The sequence below is a fragment of the Luteibacter sp. 9135 genome (assembly GCF_000745005.1).
Classification (GTDB): Bacteria; Pseudomonadota; Gammaproteobacteria; order Xanthomonadales; family Rhodanobacteraceae; genus Luteibacter.
Genome location: NZ_JQNB01000001.1, coordinates 652,780 through 673,740, shown reverse-complemented (window position 1 = coordinate 673,740; position 20,961 = coordinate 652,780). Strand labels below are relative to the sequence as shown.

Here is a 20,961-nt window from a genome sequence, read left to right as displayed (position 1 = left end):
GTCAGCCTAGGGGGCGGACGCGAAACGTGCGCCCCTTGATCTTGCCGGCACGCAGGCGTTCGAGGGCGCGATTGGCGAGATCGCGGCGGATCGCCACATAAGCCCGCGTGGCGAAGACATCGATCTTGCCGATGTCCTTCGCATCGAGCCCGGCATCGCCCGTCAGTGCGCCCAGGATGTCGCCGGGACGCATCTTGTCCCTCCGGCCACCGTCGATGACCAGCGTTTTCATGGGGGCCAGGTTGAGGACCTTCTTGCCTTCCGCCTGCGCCCGCGCGGGATGACGTGGCAACGTGGTCCCCAGTCGCTCCTCGATGGCCTTGATCTTGGGCAACTCGCGCGAGCCGGCCAGCGAGATGGCCATGCCGTTGGCACCCGCGCGGCCGGTGCGACCGATGCGGTGCGTATGGGTATCCACATCGTGCGCGACGTCGTAGCTGACCACCAGCGGCAGGGCCGCGATGTCGAGGCCGCGCGCGGCAACGTCCGTGGCCACCAGGATGGAGCAGCTGTGATTGGCGAAGCGCACCAGCACTTCATCGCGATCGCGCTGTTCCAGGTCGCCGTGCAGGGCAAGGGCGGTAAAGCCGCGACGATCGAGCTCGGCGGCCAGGCCCTCGGTATCCTTGCGCATGTTGCAGAAGACCAGTGCGGCTTCGGGTTTCTCGTGCGTCAGAATGCGCGCCAGCACGTCCGCCTTGTGGGCGGGCTCGACCTCGACGACGCGTTGCTCGATCGTCGGCACGGCCTGTGGCTCGTCCGCCGTGACGGTGACCGGATCGCGCTGCACGCGTCCGCTCATCGTACGGATGTCGTCGGGATAAGTGGCCGAGAACAGCAGTGTCTGATGGTGCTTCGAAATGCGCTTGACGATGTCGTCGATCGCTTCCTCGAAGCCCATGTCGAGCATGCGGTCGGCCTCGTCCAGCACCAGCGTGCGGATGCCGCCGCCGTGCAGGCTGCCACGCTTGAGGTGTTCCTGCACGCGGCCGGGGGTGCCCACGACGATGTGCGGATCATGCTCCAGCGAAGCCAGCTGCGGGCCAAGCGGCATGCCACCGCACAGCGTCAGCAGCTTCACGTTGGGGATGTTGACCGCCAGCCGGCGCAGCGCCTTGCTGACCTGGTCGGCCAGCTCGCGCGTCGGGCACAGCACCAGCGCCTGGAGGCGGATCTCGTCGGGGTTCAGGTGGTGTAGCAGGCCCATTCCGAACGCCGCCGTCTTGCCGCTACCTGTGCGGGCCTGGGCGATGACGTCGCGGCCGTCGAGGATCGGCGGCAGGCTGTCTCGCTGGATGGGTGTCATCGCGGCGTAGCCCAGTCCCTCCACGGCGGCGAGGAGGGAGGGCTTGAGAGGCAGGGAAGCAAAGGTATCCATGCGCGCATGATCGCACATCGCTCCACCGCGACCGCCACCACCGAACCGCTGTCCGTCAGCACTCGGGTGGGACGGCGGTGCCCGCCGGGTCGTCCGTGCCCGAGCCCTCCGATACCCGTGGAAGACGGGGTGTTCCCAGTCGGAAGGAGCGCTGCCGCCACGACATGCCCTTGAAGGCCCGGCCCAGCGAGCCGGCGCTCAGTTCGCGTCTGACCTGCGCGGCCCGGGCCCCGCCGAGGATGTCGCGTGCCAGCAGGGGCTCGCCGCTGCTGGCGTCCACCAGCATCTGCCCACGCATCCGTGCGCGCCCGGAGGCAATCAGCGCCTGCTGTTCGCTGCGGGCGATCGAGCCATACATCTGCGTGACCTGCACGTCGGCATCGTACGCGCGGGCAAAATCGCGCATGGCGTCGCGGCAGGAGCTGCACGTGGCCCCCCCGACGGCGCCACGTATGCGGCCGCCACGCGGAATCACCTGGGCGTGGATGTCGTACTCGATGGCGCGCAGCGCCTTGAACTCCGCGTCCAGTTCGCCCTGCATGGATGGCACGTCGTAGCCTTCCAGCACGGAGCTATCGGCCGGCAGGATGCGCGCGCGTACGTTCAGTGAGTCGAATTCCACGAAGAGGGAGTCGTCGCCCATATCCGTGGCGACCATGTCGCGGTGTTCGCTCACCGTGCCGATCCCGGAGGCGGTCTCGGCATCGCTTTCGATCAAGCCGTCCGGCGAGGCCGGCGATCGAGGCGGCGTGGGCGAGCCGCGGGGCGTGGGGCCGGAAAAGACCTCCTCGGCGACCATGCTCAGGGGTTTGCCGTCCAGCGCGTGGTACACCCTGACGTACTCCGTTCCATGCACGGTGTAGCGGTACTCGAAACGAGCGACGCGCGCCCGGTTCATGGCTTCCTCGAGGTTTTCCCAACGGATCGCGCGGTACGAGTCCGGATAGCCCTCGGTCAGCAACCGACGCATCGCATTGACGAAGTACTGGCTGGTGCGCTCGAGTTGTGCCGTGACATTGCCCTGGTCGAGCCCCATCGCGTCCACGGTGACCATGGGCGTCGCGTGCCCTGGGCCACCGTGTAGTGCGATACCTCCGCCGACCAGCGACAGGACGAGGAAACGATGCATCGGATGTTCTCCTAGAGAGGGCAGGAAAGCAGGTTGGCGGGTTCAGACGCTGCGTCCGCCTCGGCCTGGCCGATCGCCTCGGCGGTGGCCAGGTCGTCGGCCAATGAGGCTTCGATGAATTCCACCGCGCCCGCCAGGTCGACCAGGGCGAGAACGAGACCGGCAGCGACAGCCAGGCTGTGCAATCCGGTATCGCGGTGTGGCGGCGGTGCGGCCCTGGCCTGGCGTCGGTACTCCGCGACGTACCAGGCATGTACGGCGCGGTCCGTCGCGGCGACGAAGCACAGCGGACGCTCGTCGTCCTCGTTGCCTGTTCCGGCGACGGGGACATGGGGCGCGGCATCGCGCGTGCACGGCGGGCCTCCCACGTACCCCTGCGCATCGCGATAGGCCGCGGCGACCCGGGCCACCCTGAAGGCGGCTGGCAGGCTGCGCTGTCCGTCACCGGCGGCTTCGCCGTACCGGCGATGGATCAGCCGGTATTGGACGAGGGTGGACAGGTAGTCGAGGTCGTAGGCGGTCAGCTGGTCGATGTGTTGCGCACGCATCACGCGGGTGAATACGGTGGGGTCGATACCGCTGGGTGTCCACGCTTCGCGCGGGGTCGCCGCCACCTGCGCGCGCAGGATCTGCATCCCTACGGCATAGATGGCGGCCTTGGTCGAGTGGCGGTAGCCCGTGACGTCCAGCACGTGCCAGAAGATGTCCGCGTCCACGCCGGCCTTGGTGGCGTTGGCGGCGACGAAATCGTCGCGAAACCCCGGCGCGGGGGTGACATCCTGGCGGGGGCGGGCGCGTGTCACACCCAGCTCCCGGCGCAACGCACCCAGTGCCACGTCGCTTTCCAGCCGTGTGCTTGCCAGCGTGGCGGGCCAGTCGACCTCATTGGTGAACACCGGTTGGTCGATGCTCGCGCTATAGGCCGATGACGGCTGGACGAGCAGCTGCGTGAGGATATCCCGCCGTGAGAGCGAGGCGTGGCCGCCGCCCAGCCGTTCGATACGGTGGCGCTGCCACTGCGCCAGGACATCCGTCCCGGCGACCTGGCTCGCGGCGACCGCGCACGGCAGGATGGCCAGTACAGCGATGAAACAATGCATCCGCATGGGGCTCTCCTTCATTCGCAGGCGTCGGGCAGCTCGGGGAGCGTGGCCGAGGCCTCGGCGCGTTCGATCGAGCGGACATCCATCCAGCTCGAGGCGGGTTCACGGCTGACGCCCTTGCCCAGGGTGCGGTTGGCATAGACGCTGCGTCGGGACTTGAGTTCGAGGGAAGACTGCTGGCTGCGTCCGAGCAGCGTGTCGTCGTCCGGCACCGGCTCGCGGCCTCGGGCGCCACCCTGGCCGGCCGGGCCGGGCTCGATCAGGTGGTAGACCGTGCCGTCGATGTCGTGGCGCATGGCCAGGTCGTCCAGCGCGCTCCTGCAGGACTCGCACACGGTTTTGCTTACGTAGCCGGTGAGCTTGCCGTGGCCGGGAACCATGCCCTGCTGGATGTCCGCGTCGATACGGCGGGCGATCTTTATCTCCGCATCGGTCGCATGCGATTTGCCGTCGCCGATGTCCACCGATTCGATAGGGCTTGCGTCGTCGGGCAGGGCGGCGACACGCACGTTGGTCGGGGTGTCGTCGGGATAGAAGACCGCCTCGCCGGCATCGCGCGCCGCATCGTCGGTGACGCCGCTATCGACGGACGGTGCATCGGTGTCGCCGGACTCGGTCGCCGACGAACCGCCCTGGCTCGACTTGGCAGAGGCAAGGTCGGCGATCACCGCCATCGAGCGCCCGCTTCGTGCATGGTACGACCGGACATGGGTGCTGCCGTTCATCTCGTAGCTGTAGTCGATGCGGGCGAGCGTGGCGCCGTGCATCCGTCCGCTGATGTTCTTGAAGAACCGCCGCGTGCCCGACTTGACCATAGCTGGACGTTCGCGGAGCAGCATGGCCTGCATGGCATCGACGTACAGACGCCCCTCCGCATCGAGGAGATCGACGACGAAGGGCCCTTCGCCCTTTTCGATGTCGATGAGGCCGGCGGATACCCTCCACGGCATCGCGGCGAGGAAGAGGGCTGACAGGATGACGCGTGTGCGTCGCAGCGTAGGGATCATCGGGATATCCTGCACAGGAGTCGGTCGGCACGTTCGCTGGCGAGCGCGGCGGTGTCGTCGTCGAGGCTGCCCTCGACGACGAGGCGATCGGCGACGAAAGCGTCGGCGATCTCGACGAACGAGACGAGGTCCATGAGGATCAGGACCGTACCCAGGAGGTGGGCGAGGTGCGCGAACCCCTGGTGCGTGTTCTCGTGGATGTGCAGTTTCAGCGCGTCGATGCGCAACTGCCGACGGAACCAGGCGTGCACACCACGGTCGGTGGCGGCGATGAAGCACAACGGGCGGTCGGCCTCCAGCGCGTCCGGTCCGAGAGGCTGCCCAGGGGCGGGGGCGTCGTTCGCGCAAAAGGCGCGGCTGCTGTAATAGCCCTTGCTGTCCGCATACGCGGCGGTGACGCGCGCAAGGCGGTAGGCTGCCGGGAGTCGTTGCGAAGGCGTACCCGTGACCGGTACGTCGCGACGCTGGATGGCACCGCGCAACAGGTCGGACAGATAGCGCAGGTCGCCTTCCGGGATGCGATCCGGGTGGGTCTGGCGCAGGTAGTGTGTCAGCACATCCGGCCGGATGGCAGCGCGACCGTAGTCGGCGGGGTCGTGCGTGGCCATCGCCTCGCGCAGCAGTTGCAGGGCCAGTGCATAGCCGGCGGCGGCCGTGATTGCCGAGCCGCTCATGTCCCTTGCCTGCCAGAATATGTCGGGGTCGATGCCCGCCTTGATCGCGTTGGCGGCGGCCTCGCGTCCGCGGTACGCGCGCACCGCTGCGTCACTCACCGTCACCTCGTGCCCGGGCCGGGCCTTGGTAAATCCGCCCTGCCACTGCAGCGTGGCCAGCGCCTCGTCGGCGCCGTCGATGCCGTGGGACCGTAGCGTGTCGACGTAATTGTTCCACCAGACCGTGTTGGTGAACATGGGTTGCTCAACGAGCGCGCTATAGGGCGAGTTCGGCGTTTCCAGGAAACGGGCGACGAACTGGGCCGTGTCGGTATCGAGCGCCTGGGCGGGGCCTACCTGGTGGATCTGTTCACGCAGGAAGGCGCCGTAGGCGTCTATGCCTGGGGGAGGCGCTGCACTGGCCGAGGCACTGAGCAGGGCGGCGGCGAGCGCTGGCCCGAGAAATGACTTCATGTCGGGGGAATCCTTGGGGGGGCATAGCACCGCTTCCAACGGCGTACACATTGTCCTTCAAGGGTTGCCCGTTACATGTCGTCCGTTACCGTGCCGATGTGTCGGTCTGCGCCTTATGTCGCGGCAGGCACACGCGACTCACCACTGCGTGCGCCGCGGCAGCAGGCCGGCCAGCTCCTGTTCGGTCAGGTTGCGCCACTGCCCAGGCTTGAGGTGGCCGAGCTTGACGTTGACGATGCGCACGCGACGCAACTGTGTGACGCGGTAGCCGAACTCGGCCGCCATGAGGCGGATCTGCCGGTTGAGCCCCTGGGTAAGCACGATGGCGAAACCGAACTTCGCGATCTTGCGCACCTTGCATGGCTGGGTCATCTGCCCATGGATGCGGACGCCGCGCGCCATGCCGCGGAGGAAGTCGTCGGTCACGGCCTTGTTCACCGCCACCAGGTATTCCTTCTCGTGGTGGTTTTCCGCACGCAGGATCTCATTGACGATATCGCCGTTGCTCGTCATCAGGATCAGGCCCTCGGAATCCTTGTCGAGGCGGCCGATGGGAAAGATGCGCTGCGGATGATCGACGAAATCCACGATGTTGCCGTCGACGCTCTGGTCGGTGGTGCAGGTGATGCCTACCGGCTTGTTCAGCGCGATGTAGACGCCGCGGCTTTTCGCGGGGCTGGCGATGAGCGTGCGCGCGACCACCACCTCGCCATCCACCTTGACCACGTCGCCGTCGAGCGCCTTGGCGCCCATGCCGACCACCGCGTCGTTGATGGTGACGCGGCCGGCCACCAGCAACTCGTCGGCCTCGCGACGCGAGCAGCGTCCGGACTCACTGATGTACTTGTTGACGCGCATCGGTTTACGAGCGCATGCCCACGCCGCGGCCGAGCAGGCGCAGCGCGACGGCCGACAGCCCGGCCACGAAAACCCCCATGACCACGAACGCCGTACCGACCGGCACGTCGCTGACGCCCAGCACGCCGAACCGGAACGCGTTCACCATGTACAGGATCGGGTTGACCATCGAGAGGGAGCGCCAGGGCTCGGACAGCAGGTCAACCGAGTAGAACACGCCGCCCAGGTAGGTCAGCGGCGTGAGGATGAAGGTCGGTACCAGCGCGATGTCGTCGAACTTCTTGGCGAACACGGCGTTGACGAAACCGGCCAGCGAGAACACCGTGGCGCCCAGCACCACCGAGAGGAAGGTGATCAGCGGGTGCGACACGTGCAGGTCGGTGAAGAACAATGCGATGACCAGCACCAGCGCGCCCACCGTGACGCCGCGCACCACCGCGCCGATGACGTAGCCGAGCAGGATCACCCAGTTGGGCATCGGCGACACCAGCATTTCTTCCACGTAGCGGCCGAATTTGGCGCCGAAGAACGATGAGGAGATGTTGCCGTAGCTGTTGGTGATGATGCTCATCATCACCAGGCCCGGCACGATGTACTGCATGTAGGTGAAGCCATGCATTTCACCTATGCGGCTGCCGATCAGCTTGCCGAAGATGACGAAGTACAGTGTCATCGTGATGGCCGGCGGGATCAGCGTCTGGGTCCAGATGCGCGCGATGCGCATGATCTCGCGACGCACCAGGGTGCCCAGCGCGACGAGGTTGTGGGCGGCGCTCATGCCGCGTTCTCCCGGCCATGCTCCACCAGGCGGACGAAGAGTTCCTCCAGCCGGTTGGACTTGTTGCGCAGCGACGTCACGGTGATGCCGTGGGCAGACAGCGTGGCGAACAGCGAATTGAGGTCGTGGGAGCGGGACATTTCGGCTTCGATGGTGTGGGCGTCCAGCGCGCGGAGCACCACGCCCTGCGGCGTGGGCAGCGAGGTGGGCATGCTGGCCACGTCGAGCATGAAGGTCTCGACGTCGAGGGTGGCCAGCAGGCTCTTCATCGACGTGTTCTGCACGATGCGGCCCCGGTCGATGATCGCGATGTTGCGGCACAGCTGCTCCGCTTCCTCCAGGTAGTGCGTGGTGAGGATCACGGTGGTGCCGGCTTCGTTGATGGCCGAGACGAACTGCCACATGGACCGGCGGATCTCGATGTCCACACCGGCGGTGGGCTCGTCCAGGATCAGCAGCTTCGGCTCGTTCATCATCGCGCGGGCGATCATCAGCCGGCGCTTCATACCGCCCGACAGGGTGCGTGCCTGCTCATGCGCCTTGTCCCACAGGCGCAGTTCCTTCAGGTACTTTTCGGCACGGACCGCGGCTTCCGCGCGGCCAATGCCGTAGAAGCCGGCCTGGTTCACGCAGATGTCGAACGGTTTCTCGAACTGGTTGAAGTTGATTTCCTGGGGCACCAGGCCGATCAGGCGCATCGCATCGCTGCGGTGCCTGTGGATGGATACCCCGAAGACCTCGGCGTCGCCCGAGGTGGAGTTCACCAGCGAGGACAGGATGCCGATCAGCGTGGACTTGCCAGCGCCGTTCGGCCCCAGCAGGGCGAAGAAATCCCCCGGCTGCACCGTGAGCGAGATGCCCTTGAGGGCTTCCACACCGTTGGCGTAGGTCTTGCGGAGGTCGTGGACGTGTAGAGCGGGAGTGGTCATGGGCTGCGCCGGGATGACAAGCCGCTTATTATAGCGGGCTTTGCCGGGCCCCTTTGTCGCCTGGCGTCAACAGGGAGTTTCCATGGCCGACCCCTTCCAGCTTCGTCTGACCGACAGCTTCATGCTCGCCCCCGCGGTGCGGCACCTGTCCTTCGAGCGGACGGACGGCCAGCCGCTGGCTTTCGTCCCGGGCCAGTTCCTGCAGGTCCACTTCCATTACGACGACGGCAAGCCGACCAAACGCAGCTATTCCGTCGCCACCGTGGGCGACGGCGGTAGCCCCGCCGGGCGCATCGAGATCGCGGTGAGCTATGTCGAGGGCGGGGCCGCCACCAAGCTGCTGGGCGGGCTGGAACACGGCCAGACCGTGGACGCCAGCGGCCCGTATGGCCGGTTCTGCCTGATGGAGGGCGACACCAACGCGCGCTACATCCTCATCGCCACCGGCACCGGCGTTACCCCGTACCGCGCCATGCTGCCCCAGATCGAGGCCCTGATCGCCTCGCGCGGCTGCCGTTTCGTGCTGCTCTACGGCGCCCGCAACGAGGGCGAGTTGCTCTACGGCGAGGAGTTCGAGGCCTTTGCGCGGACACACGAGGGGTTCACGTTCCATCCGTGCCTGTCCCGTGGCGCCCGGCCCAACCCGCGCCCGAACGACCGCCTGGGCTATGTCCAGGACATGCTGGCCGAGCTGGAGCCCAGCGCCGGAGACGACATCGCCTACCTGTGCGGCAACCCCAACATGGTGGACGCCGCCTTCGCCACCCTGAAGGACCACGGCCTGGCGGTGCAGCACATCCGCCGCGAGAAATACATTTCGTCGCGCTAGACTCTTCGTCCATGCACGCCCATGTCGACCCACGTCACCTCTCTGCCGAGATGCGGCGCTATGCGGCGCTCGACCAGCGCCTCCTCGGCGCCGTCCGGGCGATCCGTATCCTGCCCACGGTGTCGTGGTCGGCCTCGATCGAAGAACGCCTGATCGCGGAGTTCGGTGCTGGTCGCCTCTCGATTCCCGACATTCGCTACCACCCGCCGCAGTTGAACGAGACGCGGGCGGAACTGGAAGCGATCGAGGCGGAAGCCGCCGAGGATCATCCGATCGCCGATTACCTGCGGCGCACGGCCGAATCCTGGCGGATCGCCGCGCAGATGCTCGAATCGGCCGGTACGGACGGCGTCACCCGCGCATCCGTGGCCTTGTACGGCCGCCCCGGCGACGCGATCCCCGGCAGCAACCGCAGCAACCTGGATGCGGCGCGCTATTTCGTGGACCTGGCCGACGAACTGGGTGCCGACCTGGAAACCGAGGATGCCTCCGGCAGCATCCCCGCCGACGAGCTTCGCTGCGACATGGCCGCGCAGCTGGATGCCTTCTTCTCGCCCGGGGTCATCTCCGTGGAGGTCGATCCTGAGTTGACGGCCAAGGCGGCGGCCGGTGCAACCCGTATCCGCCTGCGTGGCGGGGTCCGCTTCACCGAATACGACCGCCACCAGCTGTTGGCCCATGAAGCCTTCGTGCATTCGCTTACGGCGCTCAATGGCCGGGAGCAGCCCGTGCTGGCGTCGCTGGCACGTACCTCGCCCCGTGTGACGGCCACGCAGGAAGGCCTGGCGGTGTTCGCCGAGCTGATGTCGGGCGCTATCGACATCTCCCGGCTCAAGCGGATCAGCCTGCGCATCCTGGCGATCGACATGGCGCTGAACGGTGCCGACTTCGTCGAGGTGTTCCGTTATTTCCGGGCGTGCGGGCAGAACGTCGCCGACAGTTTCCACTCCGCGCAGCGCGTGTTCCGTGGCGTGCCGCTGGGCGGTGGTTCGGCCTTCGCCAAGGACAACGTGTACCTGACCGGGTTGCTGGCGGTGCATACGTTCTTCCGTTGGGCGCTGCGCCAGCGTCGCCTCGACCTGCTGCGCAACCTGTTCGCGGGCAAGCTGGCGCTGCATGACGTGATGAGCCTGGAGGCCCACTTCGCCTCCGGCGACATCGCCGCACCTCGCTACCTGCCACCCTGGATGCAGCACGTGCACGGGCTGGCCGGAAAGCTGGCTTTTTCTTTGTTCGTCAACCACATCCACATGGCGGGCGTCGAAGCCGAGGAAATCTCGCTCGGCCTCTGAATGCAGCCCGCGGTGCCCTGGTCGTGCGGCATGGGCCTGCCTGTTCATCGGATGCGGAAATCGCCCGGCGACACGGCGAAGAAGGGCCGCCAGTCGCAGCGCACGCGCAGCCTGGCCGCCTCCGTGGTCGCCCGGTGTGCGGGAAGGGTGACCTCCGCGTCGCCATCGTTGCGTTCGTCGACCGCCAGGGCGGGCGCCAGCCACGACAGCCCGCCATCCAGCGACAGGTCGATGGCCACGAAATGGCACGAGATGGGTGCGGTGTCGGTTCCCGCGACGTCCCACGCTACCCGCAAGCGGCCTCCCGCCGGAGCCGTGCTGCCTGCCGTCGGTGCGACGACCGCGAAGGCCCGCCCGGTGTCCACGACACGAAGGCGCGTGTCGGCCGATGCGACCGTGGCACTGTCGCCGCCGTTGTCGCGCACGGTGAGGCGGAAGGCGAGCTGGCGTGATGTGGTCGGCAGGGTTTCGCCGGGTTCGGCGACCGCGTGACCGAGCACGGCAGCCATGCGCGGGAAGACCCGCCAGCTGACGGCCACCGGGGGGAACGAGCGGAACAGCGGGCCATCGCCCATATCGTGCAAGGGGCCGCGTTGCCCGGTGCCGGGGTCCATCTGCTCCCAGGCGTAGGTGAGGCGGCGATCGGGTGTGCTGGCCTCCACGCGCGCGTCGAGCACGAAGGGCGTGCGGGCCGGTATCACGGACCGGTCCGCCAGCGATTCGGGATCGATCCAGGGTGCCGCGACGTCGCGCAGTCGTCGGGTGGCGCAACGACCGCCCCGCGAGGCCAGCCATGCCTGCATCTGCTCGATGCTGGCGGCGTGGAAGTAGCGGTCCGAGCGGGTCTGCAACCACTGCCCCTCACCGCCGCAACCGGCGGGCGCATAGCCCATGGCCGTGCTGCCACCGCCGGGCTCCATGGCCCGATCGTCCAAAGTATCGTGACGGCAGCCGTTGGCGGTGGGCCACGCGCCGAGCTGGCGGCCTAAAACGTGGATGAGATAGCCGGTGGCGAAGGATTCCGTGGCGGGCGCCGGGTGGCCGCTCCAGGCCGCGGCCTTGTGCGTGGCGAAGAAATCGGCGTCGCGCGCGTCGCTGCACGAGGTGCCGACGTGGCTTTCGCCGCCCGTATAGGTCAGGACGGCGTGGCCGATGTCGTAGCGCCCGGCACCGATGTCCCGGTCGATCAGCATGACCGCGGCCATGCCGGGGTCATGGGTTTCGAACGGGTCGCGTTCCGGATCGGGCCGGATGATCCGGTCGTTGCGGTCGACCAGGGTGAAGTGCACACCGACGTCCGTCTCGAATACCTCGTTCGCCTGGTTGACCGCATGGGCGATCTCCGCGAGCGCGGTGGTCATCGTGCCGCCCGTGCTGGCGACATAGCGGCTGCCGGCGGCCACCGCCAGGCGGAAATCGTGACGAATCGCACCGGCGCCGTGGGCCAGGGTGGCCGTGACCGGCGCGCCGCTCATGGCCGGGTCCGCGGGCGTGCCGGTCGTCGAGCCGGGAATGGCTCCGACATGCGCCTCCGGGCCGGTGTACCCCGTTCGCTCGCGTCGCACCGGCTGCCCGGGTCGGAACGTCCATGTGGTTCCGCCGTCGCGCACGCTGGCCCGCACCCCGGAAGGCGAAAGGTCGAGGCGAAGCGTACGGCCCTTGTCGTCGGCGCCGCGGAAGCTGCGCAGCCCGGGATAGCGCTTGAGCAGCGCGGGCGGCAGCGTGCCGGAGGCACGTATCCGGAACGGCCAGGCAGGGCCGTCCTCGACGGGAAGTTCCACAACCGTCTCGCGCGGGCCCTGTGTGGGCAGCGCGAGCAGGCGCCGTCGCAACGCTGCTTCGTCCAGCGGTGGCGGCGATGCGATGGCGAGCGCGGGAAGGATGATGCAGGCATGCATGGCGGCGGCGACGAGACGTTTCATGACAGTCCGTGTGATGGCGTGGGCCGGTCACCGTAGGTCGGTCGGGGCGGTGGGTCTGTCGGCTTTACAGAGAAGCAACCGTAGGTTTTTCATATCACTGGATGTCGCAATGCAACACACCCCGAGGCAGGATCGTCGCGGTCGCGGTGCTAACATCGTGTGCTGCCGGCGCGCGGTACCGTTCGCGCCGGCCCCTCTCCCCAAAGCCCCCACAGGACGCCATGGCCATCTCCGAGGAACTGAGGCAAGCCGCTCTCGAATACCACCGGCTTCCGCGCCCGGGCAAGATCAAGGTCACGCCCACGACATCGCTGCTGACCCAGCGCGATCTCTCGCTGGCCTATTCCCCGGGCGTGGCCGCCGCGTGCGACGAAATCGTCGCGCATCCGTCCGCCGCTGCGGAGCTCACCGCGCGGTCCAACCTGGTCGCCGTGATCACCAACGGCACCGCGGTGCTGGGCCTGGGCAACATCGGTGCGCTGGCCAGCAAGCCGGTGATGGAAGGCAAGGGCGTGTTGTTCCAGAAGTTCGCCGGCATCGACGTGTTCGACATCGAGATCGACGAGACGGACCCGGATAAACTGGTAGATATCATCGCCAGCCTCGAGCCCACCTTCGGCGGCATCAACCTGGAAGACATCAAGGCACCGGAGTGCTTCATCGTCGAGCGCAAGCTGCGCGAGCGGATGAAGATCCCGGTGTTCCACGACGACCAGCACGGCACGGCGATCATCGTGGGCGCGGCCGTGATCAACGCCCTGATGGTCACGGGCAAGAAGATCGAAGACGTGAAGCTGGCCACCACCGGCATGGGCGCCGCGGGCATTTCCTGCGTGGACATGCTGGTCACCCTCGGCCTGAAGCCGGAAAACATCTTCGCCTTCGACCGCGACGGCGTGCTGCACACCGGGCGCACCGACCTGGACCCGGACAAGCAGCGCTACGCGCGGGACACCGACAAGCGCACGCTCGCCGAGATCGTCGAGGGCGCGGATATCTTCCTGGGCCTGTCGGCCGGCGGCATCCTCAAGCCGGAGATGGTCGCCACCATGGCCGCGCGGCCGATCATCTTCGCGCTGGCCAATCCCAATCCGGAAATCCTGCCCGAAGACGTCAAGGCCGTGCGCCCCGACTGCATCATGGCGACGGGCCGGTCGGATTACCCTAACCAGGTCAACAACGCGCTGTGCTTCCCGTATTTGTTCCGCGGCGCGCTGGACGTGGGCGCCTCGGTGATCAACGAGCCGATGAAGGTGGCCTGCGTCAAGGCGATCGCCGAGCTCGCGCGTCGTGAAGCTTCCGACGTCAGCGCGCGGGCGTACGGCGGCAAGCCGCCCAGCTTCGGTCCGGACTACCTCATTCCGCAGCCGTTCGACCCGCGCCTGCTGATCCAGCTGCCGCCGGCGATCGCCCAGGCGGCGATGGACTCCGGCGTGGCCGAACGCCCCATCACCGATTTCCCCGCCTATATCGAGACCCTTACCAGCTTCGTCTTCCGCACCGGCCTGCTGATGAAGCCGGTGTTCGAGCGCGCCAAGGCCGATCCCAAGCGCGTGGTGTATGCCGAAGGCGAGGAGGAAACCACCCTGCGCGCGGTGCAGACCGTGGTCGACGAAGGCCTGGCCAAACCGATCCTGGTCGGTCGCCCCGACGTCATCGAGAAGCGCATCGCGCGGGCCGGCCTGCGCCTGCGTCCGGGCGTCGACTTCGAAATGTGCAACATCCATTCGGACCCGCGTTTCGAGGCCTACTGGCGCTTGTACCACTCGATCATGGAGCGCCGCGGGGTCACCCCTGCGTCGGCCAAGGCGGTGGTGCGTTCGCGTCCCACGGTCATCGCGGCGCTGATGGTGGAGCGCGGCGAGGCGGACGCAATGATCTGCGGCCTGGTCGGCACCTACCAGAGCAAGCTGGAATACATCGCCGACATCATCGGCCTGGACGAGGGCGTTTCGGAGGCCTCGGCCATGGCCGCGGTAGCGACGGAGAAGGGCACCTTCTTCTTCCTCGACACCTACGTGCAGGAAGATCCCAGCGCCGAGCAGATCGCCGAGGCCACGCTGCAGGCATCCATCCGCCTCAAGCTGTTCGGCATCCAGCCGAAGATCGCCCTGCTGTCCAGTTCCAACTTCGGTAGCCGCGAGACGCGCAACTCACGCAAGATGCGCGAGGCCCTCAGCCTGATCCGCAAGACGGTCCCCAAGCTGGAAGTGGAGGGCGAGATGCAGGCCGACGTGGCGCTCAATCCCGAATTGCGCGAACGGATCTTCCCGAGCTCGCGGCTGGAAGGTAAGGCCAACGTGTTCGTGTTCCCGAACCTGGATGCCGCCAACACCGCCTACAACATGGTGCGCACCTTGTGCGACGGCGTGGTCATCGGCCCGATCCTGATGGGCGTGGCCAAGCCGGCCCACATCCTGACGCCCCAGGCCACGGTGCGCCGGGTGGTCAACATGACCTCGGTGGCCTGCGTCGAGGCGCAGATCCGCGCGGGCAAGCCGAGGACGGTCGTCAACGACTGATCGTCCCGTTTGCCACGAGGCAAATCCCCCCATACCGCCGCGTATGTGAATACGTTGCGGTATCATGGAAAGGTTTTCCCGCCACCCCGCGGGCTTCTTCAGACCCCCCATGAGCGCGCGTGACGCGCGAGCGGAGCTTCCATGGACCAGATCGACGACATCCTGAACCAGGATCTCGACCCCACCGAGACCCGTGAATGGGTCGAGTCGCTCAACGCCGTCATCAACCACGACGGCACCGAGCGAGCGCATTACCTGCTGGAGCGCATGGTCGACTCCACCCGTCGCGCGGGCGGCTACCTGCCGTTCGACCCGACCACGGAGTACGTCAACACCATCCCGCCGCACATGGAAGCGCGCAGCCCCGGCGATGCCGCCATCGAGTGGCGCATCCGCTCGCTGGTCCGCTGGAACGCCCTGGCCACCGTGGTGCGCGCCAACCGCAAGCCCGGCGACCTCGGCGGGCATATTTCCAGCTTCGCCTCGTCGGCCACGCTGTACGACGTCGGCTTCAACCATTTCTGGCGCGCGCCCAGCGCGGACCATCCGGGCGACCTGGTGTTCCACCAGGGCCATTCGGCGCCCGGCGTCTATGCGCGCTCGTTCCTCGAGGGCCGCATCGGCGAAGACCAGCTCGACCTCTTCCGCATGGAAGTGGAGGGCAAGGGCCGTGGCCTGTCGTCCTACCCGCATCCCTGGCTGATGCCGGACTACTGGCAGGTGCCCACCGTGTCCATGGGCCTGGGCCCCATCCAGGCGATCTACCAGGCGCAGTTCTGGAAGTACCTCGAGCACCGCGGGCTCATTCCCAAGTCCGACCGCAAGATCTGGTGCTTCATGGGCGACGGCGAATCCGACGAGCCGGAATCGCTCGGCGCCATTTCGCTGGCCGGTCGCGAAGGCCTCGACAACCTCATCTTCGTCATCAACTGCAACCTGCAGCGCCTCGACGGTCCCGTCCGTGGCAACGGCAAGATCATCCAGGAACTGGAAGGCGTGTTCCGTGGCGCCGGCTGGAATGCCATCAAGGTGGCCTGGGGCAGCTACTGGGACCCGCTCCTCGCCCGCGACACCTCGGGCAAGCTGCGCCAGCTGATGATGGAAACCGTGGACGGCGAGTACCAGGCCTGCAAGGCCTTCGGTGGCGCCTATACGCGCGAGAAATTCTTCGGCAAGTATCCGGAAACCGCCGCGCTCGTCGCCAACATGTCCGACGACGACATCTGGCGCCTCAACCGTGGCGGTCACGACCCGCACAAGGTCTATGCGGCCTACCACGCGGCCGTGAACACCAAGGGCATGCCCACCGTCGTCCTCGCCAAGACGGTGAAGGGCTACGGCATGGGCGCCGCGGGTGAGTCGCAGAACCCGGCGCACAACCAGAAGAAAATGGATCTGGACGCCATCCGCGCCTTCCGCGACCGCTTCAACATCCCGGTATCCGACGACAAGCTCGAAGACGTGCCGTACTACCACCCGGGCAAGGACTCGGAGGAAGTGCAGTACATGCTCGAGCGCCGTCGCGCGCTCGGCGGCTCGCTGCCGCAGCGCCGCCGCAAGTCCGACCAGTCGTTCAAGGCGCCGGACCTCACCTCGTTCGAGCAGATCACCAAGGGCACCGGCGACCGCGAAATCTCCACCACCATGGCCCTGGTGCGCGGCATGAACCTCATGCTCCGCGACAAGGAGCTCGGCCCGCGCATCGTGCCGATCGTGGCCGACGAGGCCCGCACTTTCGGCATGGAAGGCATGTTCCGCCAGATCGGTATCTACGCGCCGTTCGGTCAGAAGTACCGTCCGCAGGACGCCGACCAGCTGCTGTACTACCGCGAGGACCAGAAGGGCCAGGTGCTGCAGGAAGGCATCAGCGAGGCCGGCGGCATGAGCGCCTGGCTGGCCGCGGCCACCAGCTATAGCATCAGCAACGTGCCGATGCTGCCGTTCTTCATCTACTACTCGATGTTCGGCTTCCAGCGCATCGGCGACCTCTGCTGGGCCGCCGGCGACATGCGCGCTCGCGGCTTCCTCATCGGTGGTACGTCGGGTCGCACCACGCTCAACGGTGAAGGCCTGCAGCACGAGGACGGTCACTCGCACCTGCTGTCCGGCGCGATCCCGAACGTCGTCTCCTACGACCCGACCTTCTCCTACGAGCTGGCCGTGATCATGCAGGACGGCACGCGCCGCATGATGCAGGAGCAGGAAGACGTCTACTACTACATCACCGTGATGAACGAGAACTATGCCCACCCCGACCTGCCCAAGGGCAGCGAGGAAGGCATCGTCAAGGGCATGTACCTGTTCAAGGACGGTGGCAAGGCGAAGAAGAACGAGCCGCGCGTCCAGCTGATGGGCTCGGGCACGATTTTGCGCGAAGTCATCGCCGCGGCCGAGTTGCTCGAGAAGGACTTCGGCGTGTCGTCGGACATCTGGTCGGTACCGAGCTTCTCCGAGGTCCGTCGCGAGGGCTTCGATGCAGAGCGCTGGAATCGCCTGCATCCGGAATCCCCGCAGCGCGTGCCGTACATCACCGGTCTGCTTGCCGACCGCCAGGGCCCGGCCATCGCCGCGACCGACTACGTCCGCGAATTCGCCGACCAGGTGCGCGCGTTCATGCCGGACGGCATGCGTTACACGGTGCTGGGCACGGATGGTTACGGCCGTAGCGATAGCCGCGCACACCTGCGCAGCCACTTCGAGGTCGATCGCTACTGGATCGCCCAGGCGGCCCTGTCCGCGCTGGCGAAGGAAGGCAAGGTCAACGCCAAGGACGTCAGCCGCGCCATCAAGGAGTACAAGCTCGACATGGACAAGCCGAACCCGATGACCGTCTGACCGGGCTCGCGCCGTTTACACGTCACGCCGAAGGGGCCGGAACTATCCGGCCCCTTTTTTTGGCGATGCCCCGCTCGGCATCACGCACCGTCCATGGCATTGCCACGACGATGCTGCTATTCATCTTTCGCATACGACTTCGGATATCCGCCATGCGCCTCGTGTTGCTTTCTGCCGCCGTCCTCTCGCTTGCCGCCTGCGCCACCTCTCCCGACAGCGGATCGCGTTCCCGGTTGCTGTACATCGCCGGCACCAAGGCGCCATGTTCGCCCGGCGCCGTGAAAAACGACTGCCTGCAGTACCGCGAGACGCCGAAGCAGCCATGGCAGGTTACCTCGGCGCCCCTCGAGGGCTTGGACTGGAAGGCAGGCAACGAGTACCTGTTGAAGGTCACCGAGGTTCACGCCCGGTCGCCCGTGGCGGGCGCATCGTCGGTGACGTGGCATGTCGACAAGGTGGTCGAGCAGCATCCCGTGGCCGAATGATCGGTCCGGTTTTTTAAGGGCCAAAAAAAGGGCCGGACGATGTCCGGCCCTTTTTTTGTGATCCGATGCGAAAGTTCAGTCGTCGCTGCGCAACGCGTGGCGGATCAGCAGGAACGTGCCGATTGCGGCGGCGGCGATGCCGATGGTGACGCCCGGATTGCGGCGAACCTGCTTGCGCAGACGGCGGTACTGGTAGCTGGCCTCGTCGGCGAGGTCTTCAGCCATGTAACGCGCCCGCTTGCTGGTGCTCTGGCTGGCGAACTTGTTGGTGATGCGGCGGGTGCGGTCGAGCAGGTCGCTACCGGCGCCGTGAGCCTCGTCGGCATAGTGACGGACGCGTCCCGACACATCGTTGACGGTGCTTTCGACCTGACGCGCAAACTCGCGATTTCTGCTCATGGTGGATCCCTCGTCATGTGATTCGTACGGGAACCGACTGTGAGGGCGCCCCCGTGAGCAAGGTGTAAATACGCGCCGGCCGGTTGAGCCGCGATTCAGCCGGTCGGCTTCGGCGCAAAATCGTAGTCGCCGCCGCGTTTCAGTGCGGCCTGGTAGGCCGGACGGGTGTGGATGCGTGCCAGGAAGCCGGTCAGCCGCGGGCGCGAGGCGTCCAGGCCGCCGCGACTCGCCGCCGCTTCCAATGGAAAACTCATCTGGATATCCGCGGCGGTGAAGTCGTCTCCGGCAAACCAGCCCGACACGCCCAGTTCGTTTTCCAGGTAGTCCAGGTGCAGGTTGAGCTGCGGATCGATGAAGGTCTTCTGCGCGCCCTTGGCCATCAGGCGTGCCACGGGCTTGGCGAAAAACGGCACGGGCGCCGTTTCCATCCGTATGAAAACCAGCTTCAGCAGCAGCGGAGGCATCGCCGAGCCTTCCGCGTAGTGCAGGAAATACGTGTAGCGCCGCGCGTCGGCCGTGCCGGCCGCGGGCTTCAGGCGCCCCTCGCCGTAGCGGTCCACCAGGTACTCCACGATCGCACCGGACTCCGCCACGGTGATATCGCCGTCGACCACGATGGGCGACTTGCCGAGCGGGTGGATGGCACGCAGCGACTTCGGTGCCAGCATCGTTTTCGGGTCGCGCTCGTAGCGCACGATCTCGTAGGGCAGGCCCAGCTCTTCCAGCAGCCAGAGGACGCGCTGCGAGCGCGAGTTGTTCAGGTGATGGACCGTGATCATGGCGACATCTCGTGGAGAGGAGTCGGCAGGGTAGCAGCGTGCGATGCAGGCGATGTCGTCGGCTGGTCGTCACGGCACGGCCGGCGTGGCCGGCGACCGTGCCGCTGGATACGATCGTTGGGGTGGAGCACCTGGACTCGTGGCCTACGGCACGTCGCAGAGCTGACCTCGCGCGCCGCGTACCCCGATGCGGCAGGCGCGCTGTGACACCGTGATGCCAGGCGGCGCGAAGGACCCCGGCATCAACCCGCCGCGGTGAGCGACTCGCGGAGCTTCTTCGTCTGCTCGGGGAACGCCTTGCCCTCGGTGGCCACGGTATCGGCGACCACCTTCTTCGCTTCCGCGTCGCGGTGCAGCGCTTTCAGCGCCTTGACGCGATAGGTCGCCACGCTGATGCGATTGGCTCCGTAAGCTTTCTTGGCCGCCTCATCGAGGTAGGGCAGGCCGCCTGCGGCATCGCCCGACTCCACCAGGCGCTTGCCGTAGCGGTAGCTGTAGACGTAGTCGTCCGGATAGGCGGCGATGAGCTGCTTCTCGAAGGTATCCAGTTCGGCACCGGCCTTGGCGCGGACCAGGTAGACGCGCAGGTTGTCGGCAACGTTGCGGTCGCTTTTCAGGTCGCCGTGCAGTTTCTCGCGGCTGAGGTCGATCGCCTTGCGCAGCACGGCCTGCTCGCCGGCGGCGTCGTTCAGTGCGGCATCGAGGTCGGCGGCCGTGAGCACGGCGCTGCGCTGGTCGGCGCAGGCAGGCGTGGCGGTGAACACCTGCGTGCCGAGGAAGGTCTCGTAGGGCGCCTTTTGCGGGGCCAGGGCCGCCTGTCGTGACTCGGGGTAGTTGGCTGCCGTGGCCTCGAGGAGATCGTCGAGCACGTAGGGTCGATCGCAACCGATATCGCCGGCGAGGATGGTCTTCGCCGCGGCCGCGATGGCGGGATTGGCCTTTTTGTCCTTGGCTTGCAGGAGAAGAAGGCGCTGCTTGGCCAGGGCGACGCGTTTGTCCTTGTCTGACACGTTGCGTACCAGTGGTGGCAAGGTGTCGAACCAGGCCATGCCTTCCGTGCCCTGGTAACGCTGCTGGTAGGTATCCAGCACGTCGGCGACCGCCGCCATCGAGCCCTTGCTGGCGTTCGCTTTCTGCTTCGACAGCCGCGCGTCACCGGAAAGCAGTCCGTCGACCTCCTTGTAGAAGACGTCGCGCGGGCGCTCGGCCAGGATGCGGCCGAGTTCTTCGCCATCAGGGCCGATGGCCACGTAGGTCGGCAGGAAGTGCACGTTCCACTTCGTCATCCAGGCCTTGTCCGCGGGCTGGTCGGCATCGGCCTCGTAGAACACCACCTTGGTGGTGAGGTCGGTCCACTCCTTGCCGTTGAGCACGTGGCTGGCCATGAAGTAGCACGAGTAGCACCATACCGCCTGGAAATCGACCAGCACAGGCTTGTGCTCGCGCTTGCCCTGCGCCAGTGCGGCGTCCAGGCTGGCGGGGCCCTGATGGCCGGCGAAAGCCGGCGCGGCAAGGGCGAGAAGGCTGGTGACGAGCAGGCGCTTCATGGCAGGCATCCCCTTTGGCGGTATAGACGTCCCTAATAACAC

At 66.8% G+C, this 20,961-nt stretch carries 17 protein-coding genes; 5 read left to right on the top strand and 12 right to left on the bottom strand.

What is annotated here, in order from left to right; translation table 11 throughout:
• Position 1: 1 nt before the first annotated feature.
• From dbpA to FA89_RS03040, 8 genes are all read right to left on the bottom strand, one after another.
• Positions 2-1,378 (bottom strand): ATP-dependent RNA helicase DbpA, encoded by a 1,377-nt coding sequence (dbpA, locus tag FA89_RS03075; protein ID WP_036143558.1) that lies wholly within the window; start codon positions 1,376-1,378, stop codon positions 2-4.
• A 55-nt stretch (positions 1,379-1,433) separates the two neighbouring features.
• On the bottom strand, positions 1,434-2,507 hold the full coding sequence (locus FA89_RS03070; protein ID WP_036138097.1) for a hypothetical protein: 1,074 nt from the start codon (positions 2,505-2,507) through the stop codon (positions 1,434-1,436).
• 11 nt (positions 2,508-2,518) lie between these two features.
• Positions 2,519-3,613: a hypothetical protein gene (locus FA89_RS03065; RefSeq protein ID WP_036138094.1), complete on the bottom strand. Its 1,095-nt coding sequence runs from the start codon at positions 3,611-3,613 to the stop codon at positions 2,519-2,521.
• An 11-nt stretch (positions 3,614-3,624) separates the two neighbouring features.
• The gene (locus FA89_RS03060) at positions 3,625-4,617 is read right to left on the bottom strand and encodes a hypothetical protein (RefSeq protein ID WP_036138093.1); all 993 of its coding nucleotides are present in this window, start codon (positions 4,615-4,617) and stop codon (positions 3,625-3,627) included.
• On the bottom strand, positions 4,614-5,744 hold the full coding sequence (locus FA89_RS03055) for a hypothetical protein (RefSeq protein ID WP_036138091.1): 1,131 nt from the start codon (positions 5,742-5,744) through the stop codon (positions 4,614-4,616). Before FA89_RS03055 ends, FA89_RS03060 begins: the two co-directional genes overlap by 4 nt.
• 138 nt (positions 5,745-5,882) lie before the next feature.
• Entirely contained in the window at positions 5,883-6,602 is a 720-nt protein-coding gene (locus FA89_RS03050) for a pseudouridine synthase (RefSeq protein ID WP_036138089.1), read from the bottom strand.
• Positions 6,603-6,606: 4 nt separating this feature from the next.
• The gene (locus tag FA89_RS03045; RefSeq protein WP_036138087.1) at positions 6,607-7,380 is read right to left on the bottom strand and encodes an ABC transporter permease; all 774 of its coding nucleotides are present in this window, start codon (positions 7,378-7,380) and stop codon (positions 6,607-6,609) included.
• Positions 7,377-8,309: an ABC transporter ATP-binding protein gene (locus FA89_RS03040; RefSeq protein WP_036138085.1), complete on the bottom strand. Its 933-nt coding sequence runs from the start codon at positions 8,307-8,309 to the stop codon at positions 7,377-7,379. The genes FA89_RS03045 and FA89_RS03040 overlap by 4 nt, the downstream gene beginning before the upstream one ends.
• Before the next feature lie 82 nt (positions 8,310-8,391).
• Here FA89_RS03040 and FA89_RS03035 point away from each other — a divergent pair, with 82 nt between their 5' ends.
• Both FA89_RS03035 and FA89_RS03030 read left to right on the top strand, forming a co-directional pair.
• On the top strand, positions 8,392-9,138 hold the full coding sequence (locus FA89_RS03035; protein WP_036138082.1) for an FAD-binding oxidoreductase: 747 nt from the start codon (positions 8,392-8,394) through the stop codon (positions 9,136-9,138).
• Positions 9,139-9,149: 11 nt separating this feature from the next.
• Positions 9,150-10,430, top strand: a complete 1,281-nt coding sequence (locus FA89_RS03030) for a flavohemoglobin expression-modulating QEGLA motif protein (RefSeq protein WP_051938486.1) — start codon at positions 9,150-9,152, stop codon at positions 10,428-10,430.
• Between the two features lie 44 nt (positions 10,431-10,474).
• Here the strand turns inward: FA89_RS03030 and FA89_RS03025 are convergent, their stop codons facing one another.
• The gene (locus tag FA89_RS03025; protein ID WP_051938485.1) at positions 10,475-12,352 is read right to left on the bottom strand and encodes a reprolysin-like metallopeptidase; all 1,878 of its coding nucleotides are present in this window, start codon (positions 12,350-12,352) and stop codon (positions 10,475-10,477) included.
• Between the two features lie 221 nt (positions 12,353-12,573).
• Between FA89_RS03025 and FA89_RS03020 the strand changes: the two genes are divergently transcribed.
• From FA89_RS03020 to FA89_RS03010, 3 genes are all read left to right on the top strand, one after another.
• The gene (locus FA89_RS03020; protein ID WP_036138077.1) at positions 12,574-14,874 is read left to right on the top strand and encodes an NADP-dependent malic enzyme; all 2,301 of its coding nucleotides are present in this window, start codon (positions 12,574-12,576) and stop codon (positions 14,872-14,874) included.
• Positions 14,875-15,015: 141 nt separating this feature from the next.
• A complete protein-coding gene (gene aceE / locus FA89_RS03015) occupies positions 15,016-17,709 on the top strand; it encodes a pyruvate dehydrogenase (acetyl-transferring), homodimeric type (protein WP_036138075.1) in 2,694 nt (897 codons plus the stop codon).
• 152 nt (positions 17,710-17,861) lie between these two features.
• Positions 17,862-18,194: a DUF4377 domain-containing protein gene (locus FA89_RS03010; RefSeq protein WP_036143554.1), complete on the top strand. Its 333-nt coding sequence runs from the start codon at positions 17,862-17,864 to the stop codon at positions 18,192-18,194.
• 75 nt (positions 18,195-18,269) lie between these two features.
• On the opposite strand, the gene FA89_RS03005 is transcribed toward FA89_RS03010, so the two are convergent.
• The 3 genes from FA89_RS03005 to FA89_RS02995 form a co-directional block, all read right to left on the bottom strand.
• Positions 18,270-18,593, bottom strand: a complete 324-nt coding sequence (locus FA89_RS03005; protein ID WP_036138074.1) for a hypothetical protein — start codon at positions 18,591-18,593, stop codon at positions 18,270-18,272.
• Positions 18,594-18,688: 95 nt separating this feature from the next.
• Positions 18,689-19,372: a glutathione S-transferase gene (locus FA89_RS03000; RefSeq protein ID WP_036138073.1), complete on the bottom strand. Its 684-nt coding sequence runs from the start codon at positions 19,370-19,372 to the stop codon at positions 18,689-18,691.
• Positions 19,373-19,614: 242 nt separating this feature from the next.
• Positions 19,615-20,919 (bottom strand): thioredoxin family protein, encoded by a 1,305-nt coding sequence (locus FA89_RS02995; protein ID WP_036138072.1) that lies wholly within the window; start codon positions 20,917-20,919, stop codon positions 19,615-19,617.
• Positions 20,920-20,961 lie beyond the last annotated feature (42 nt).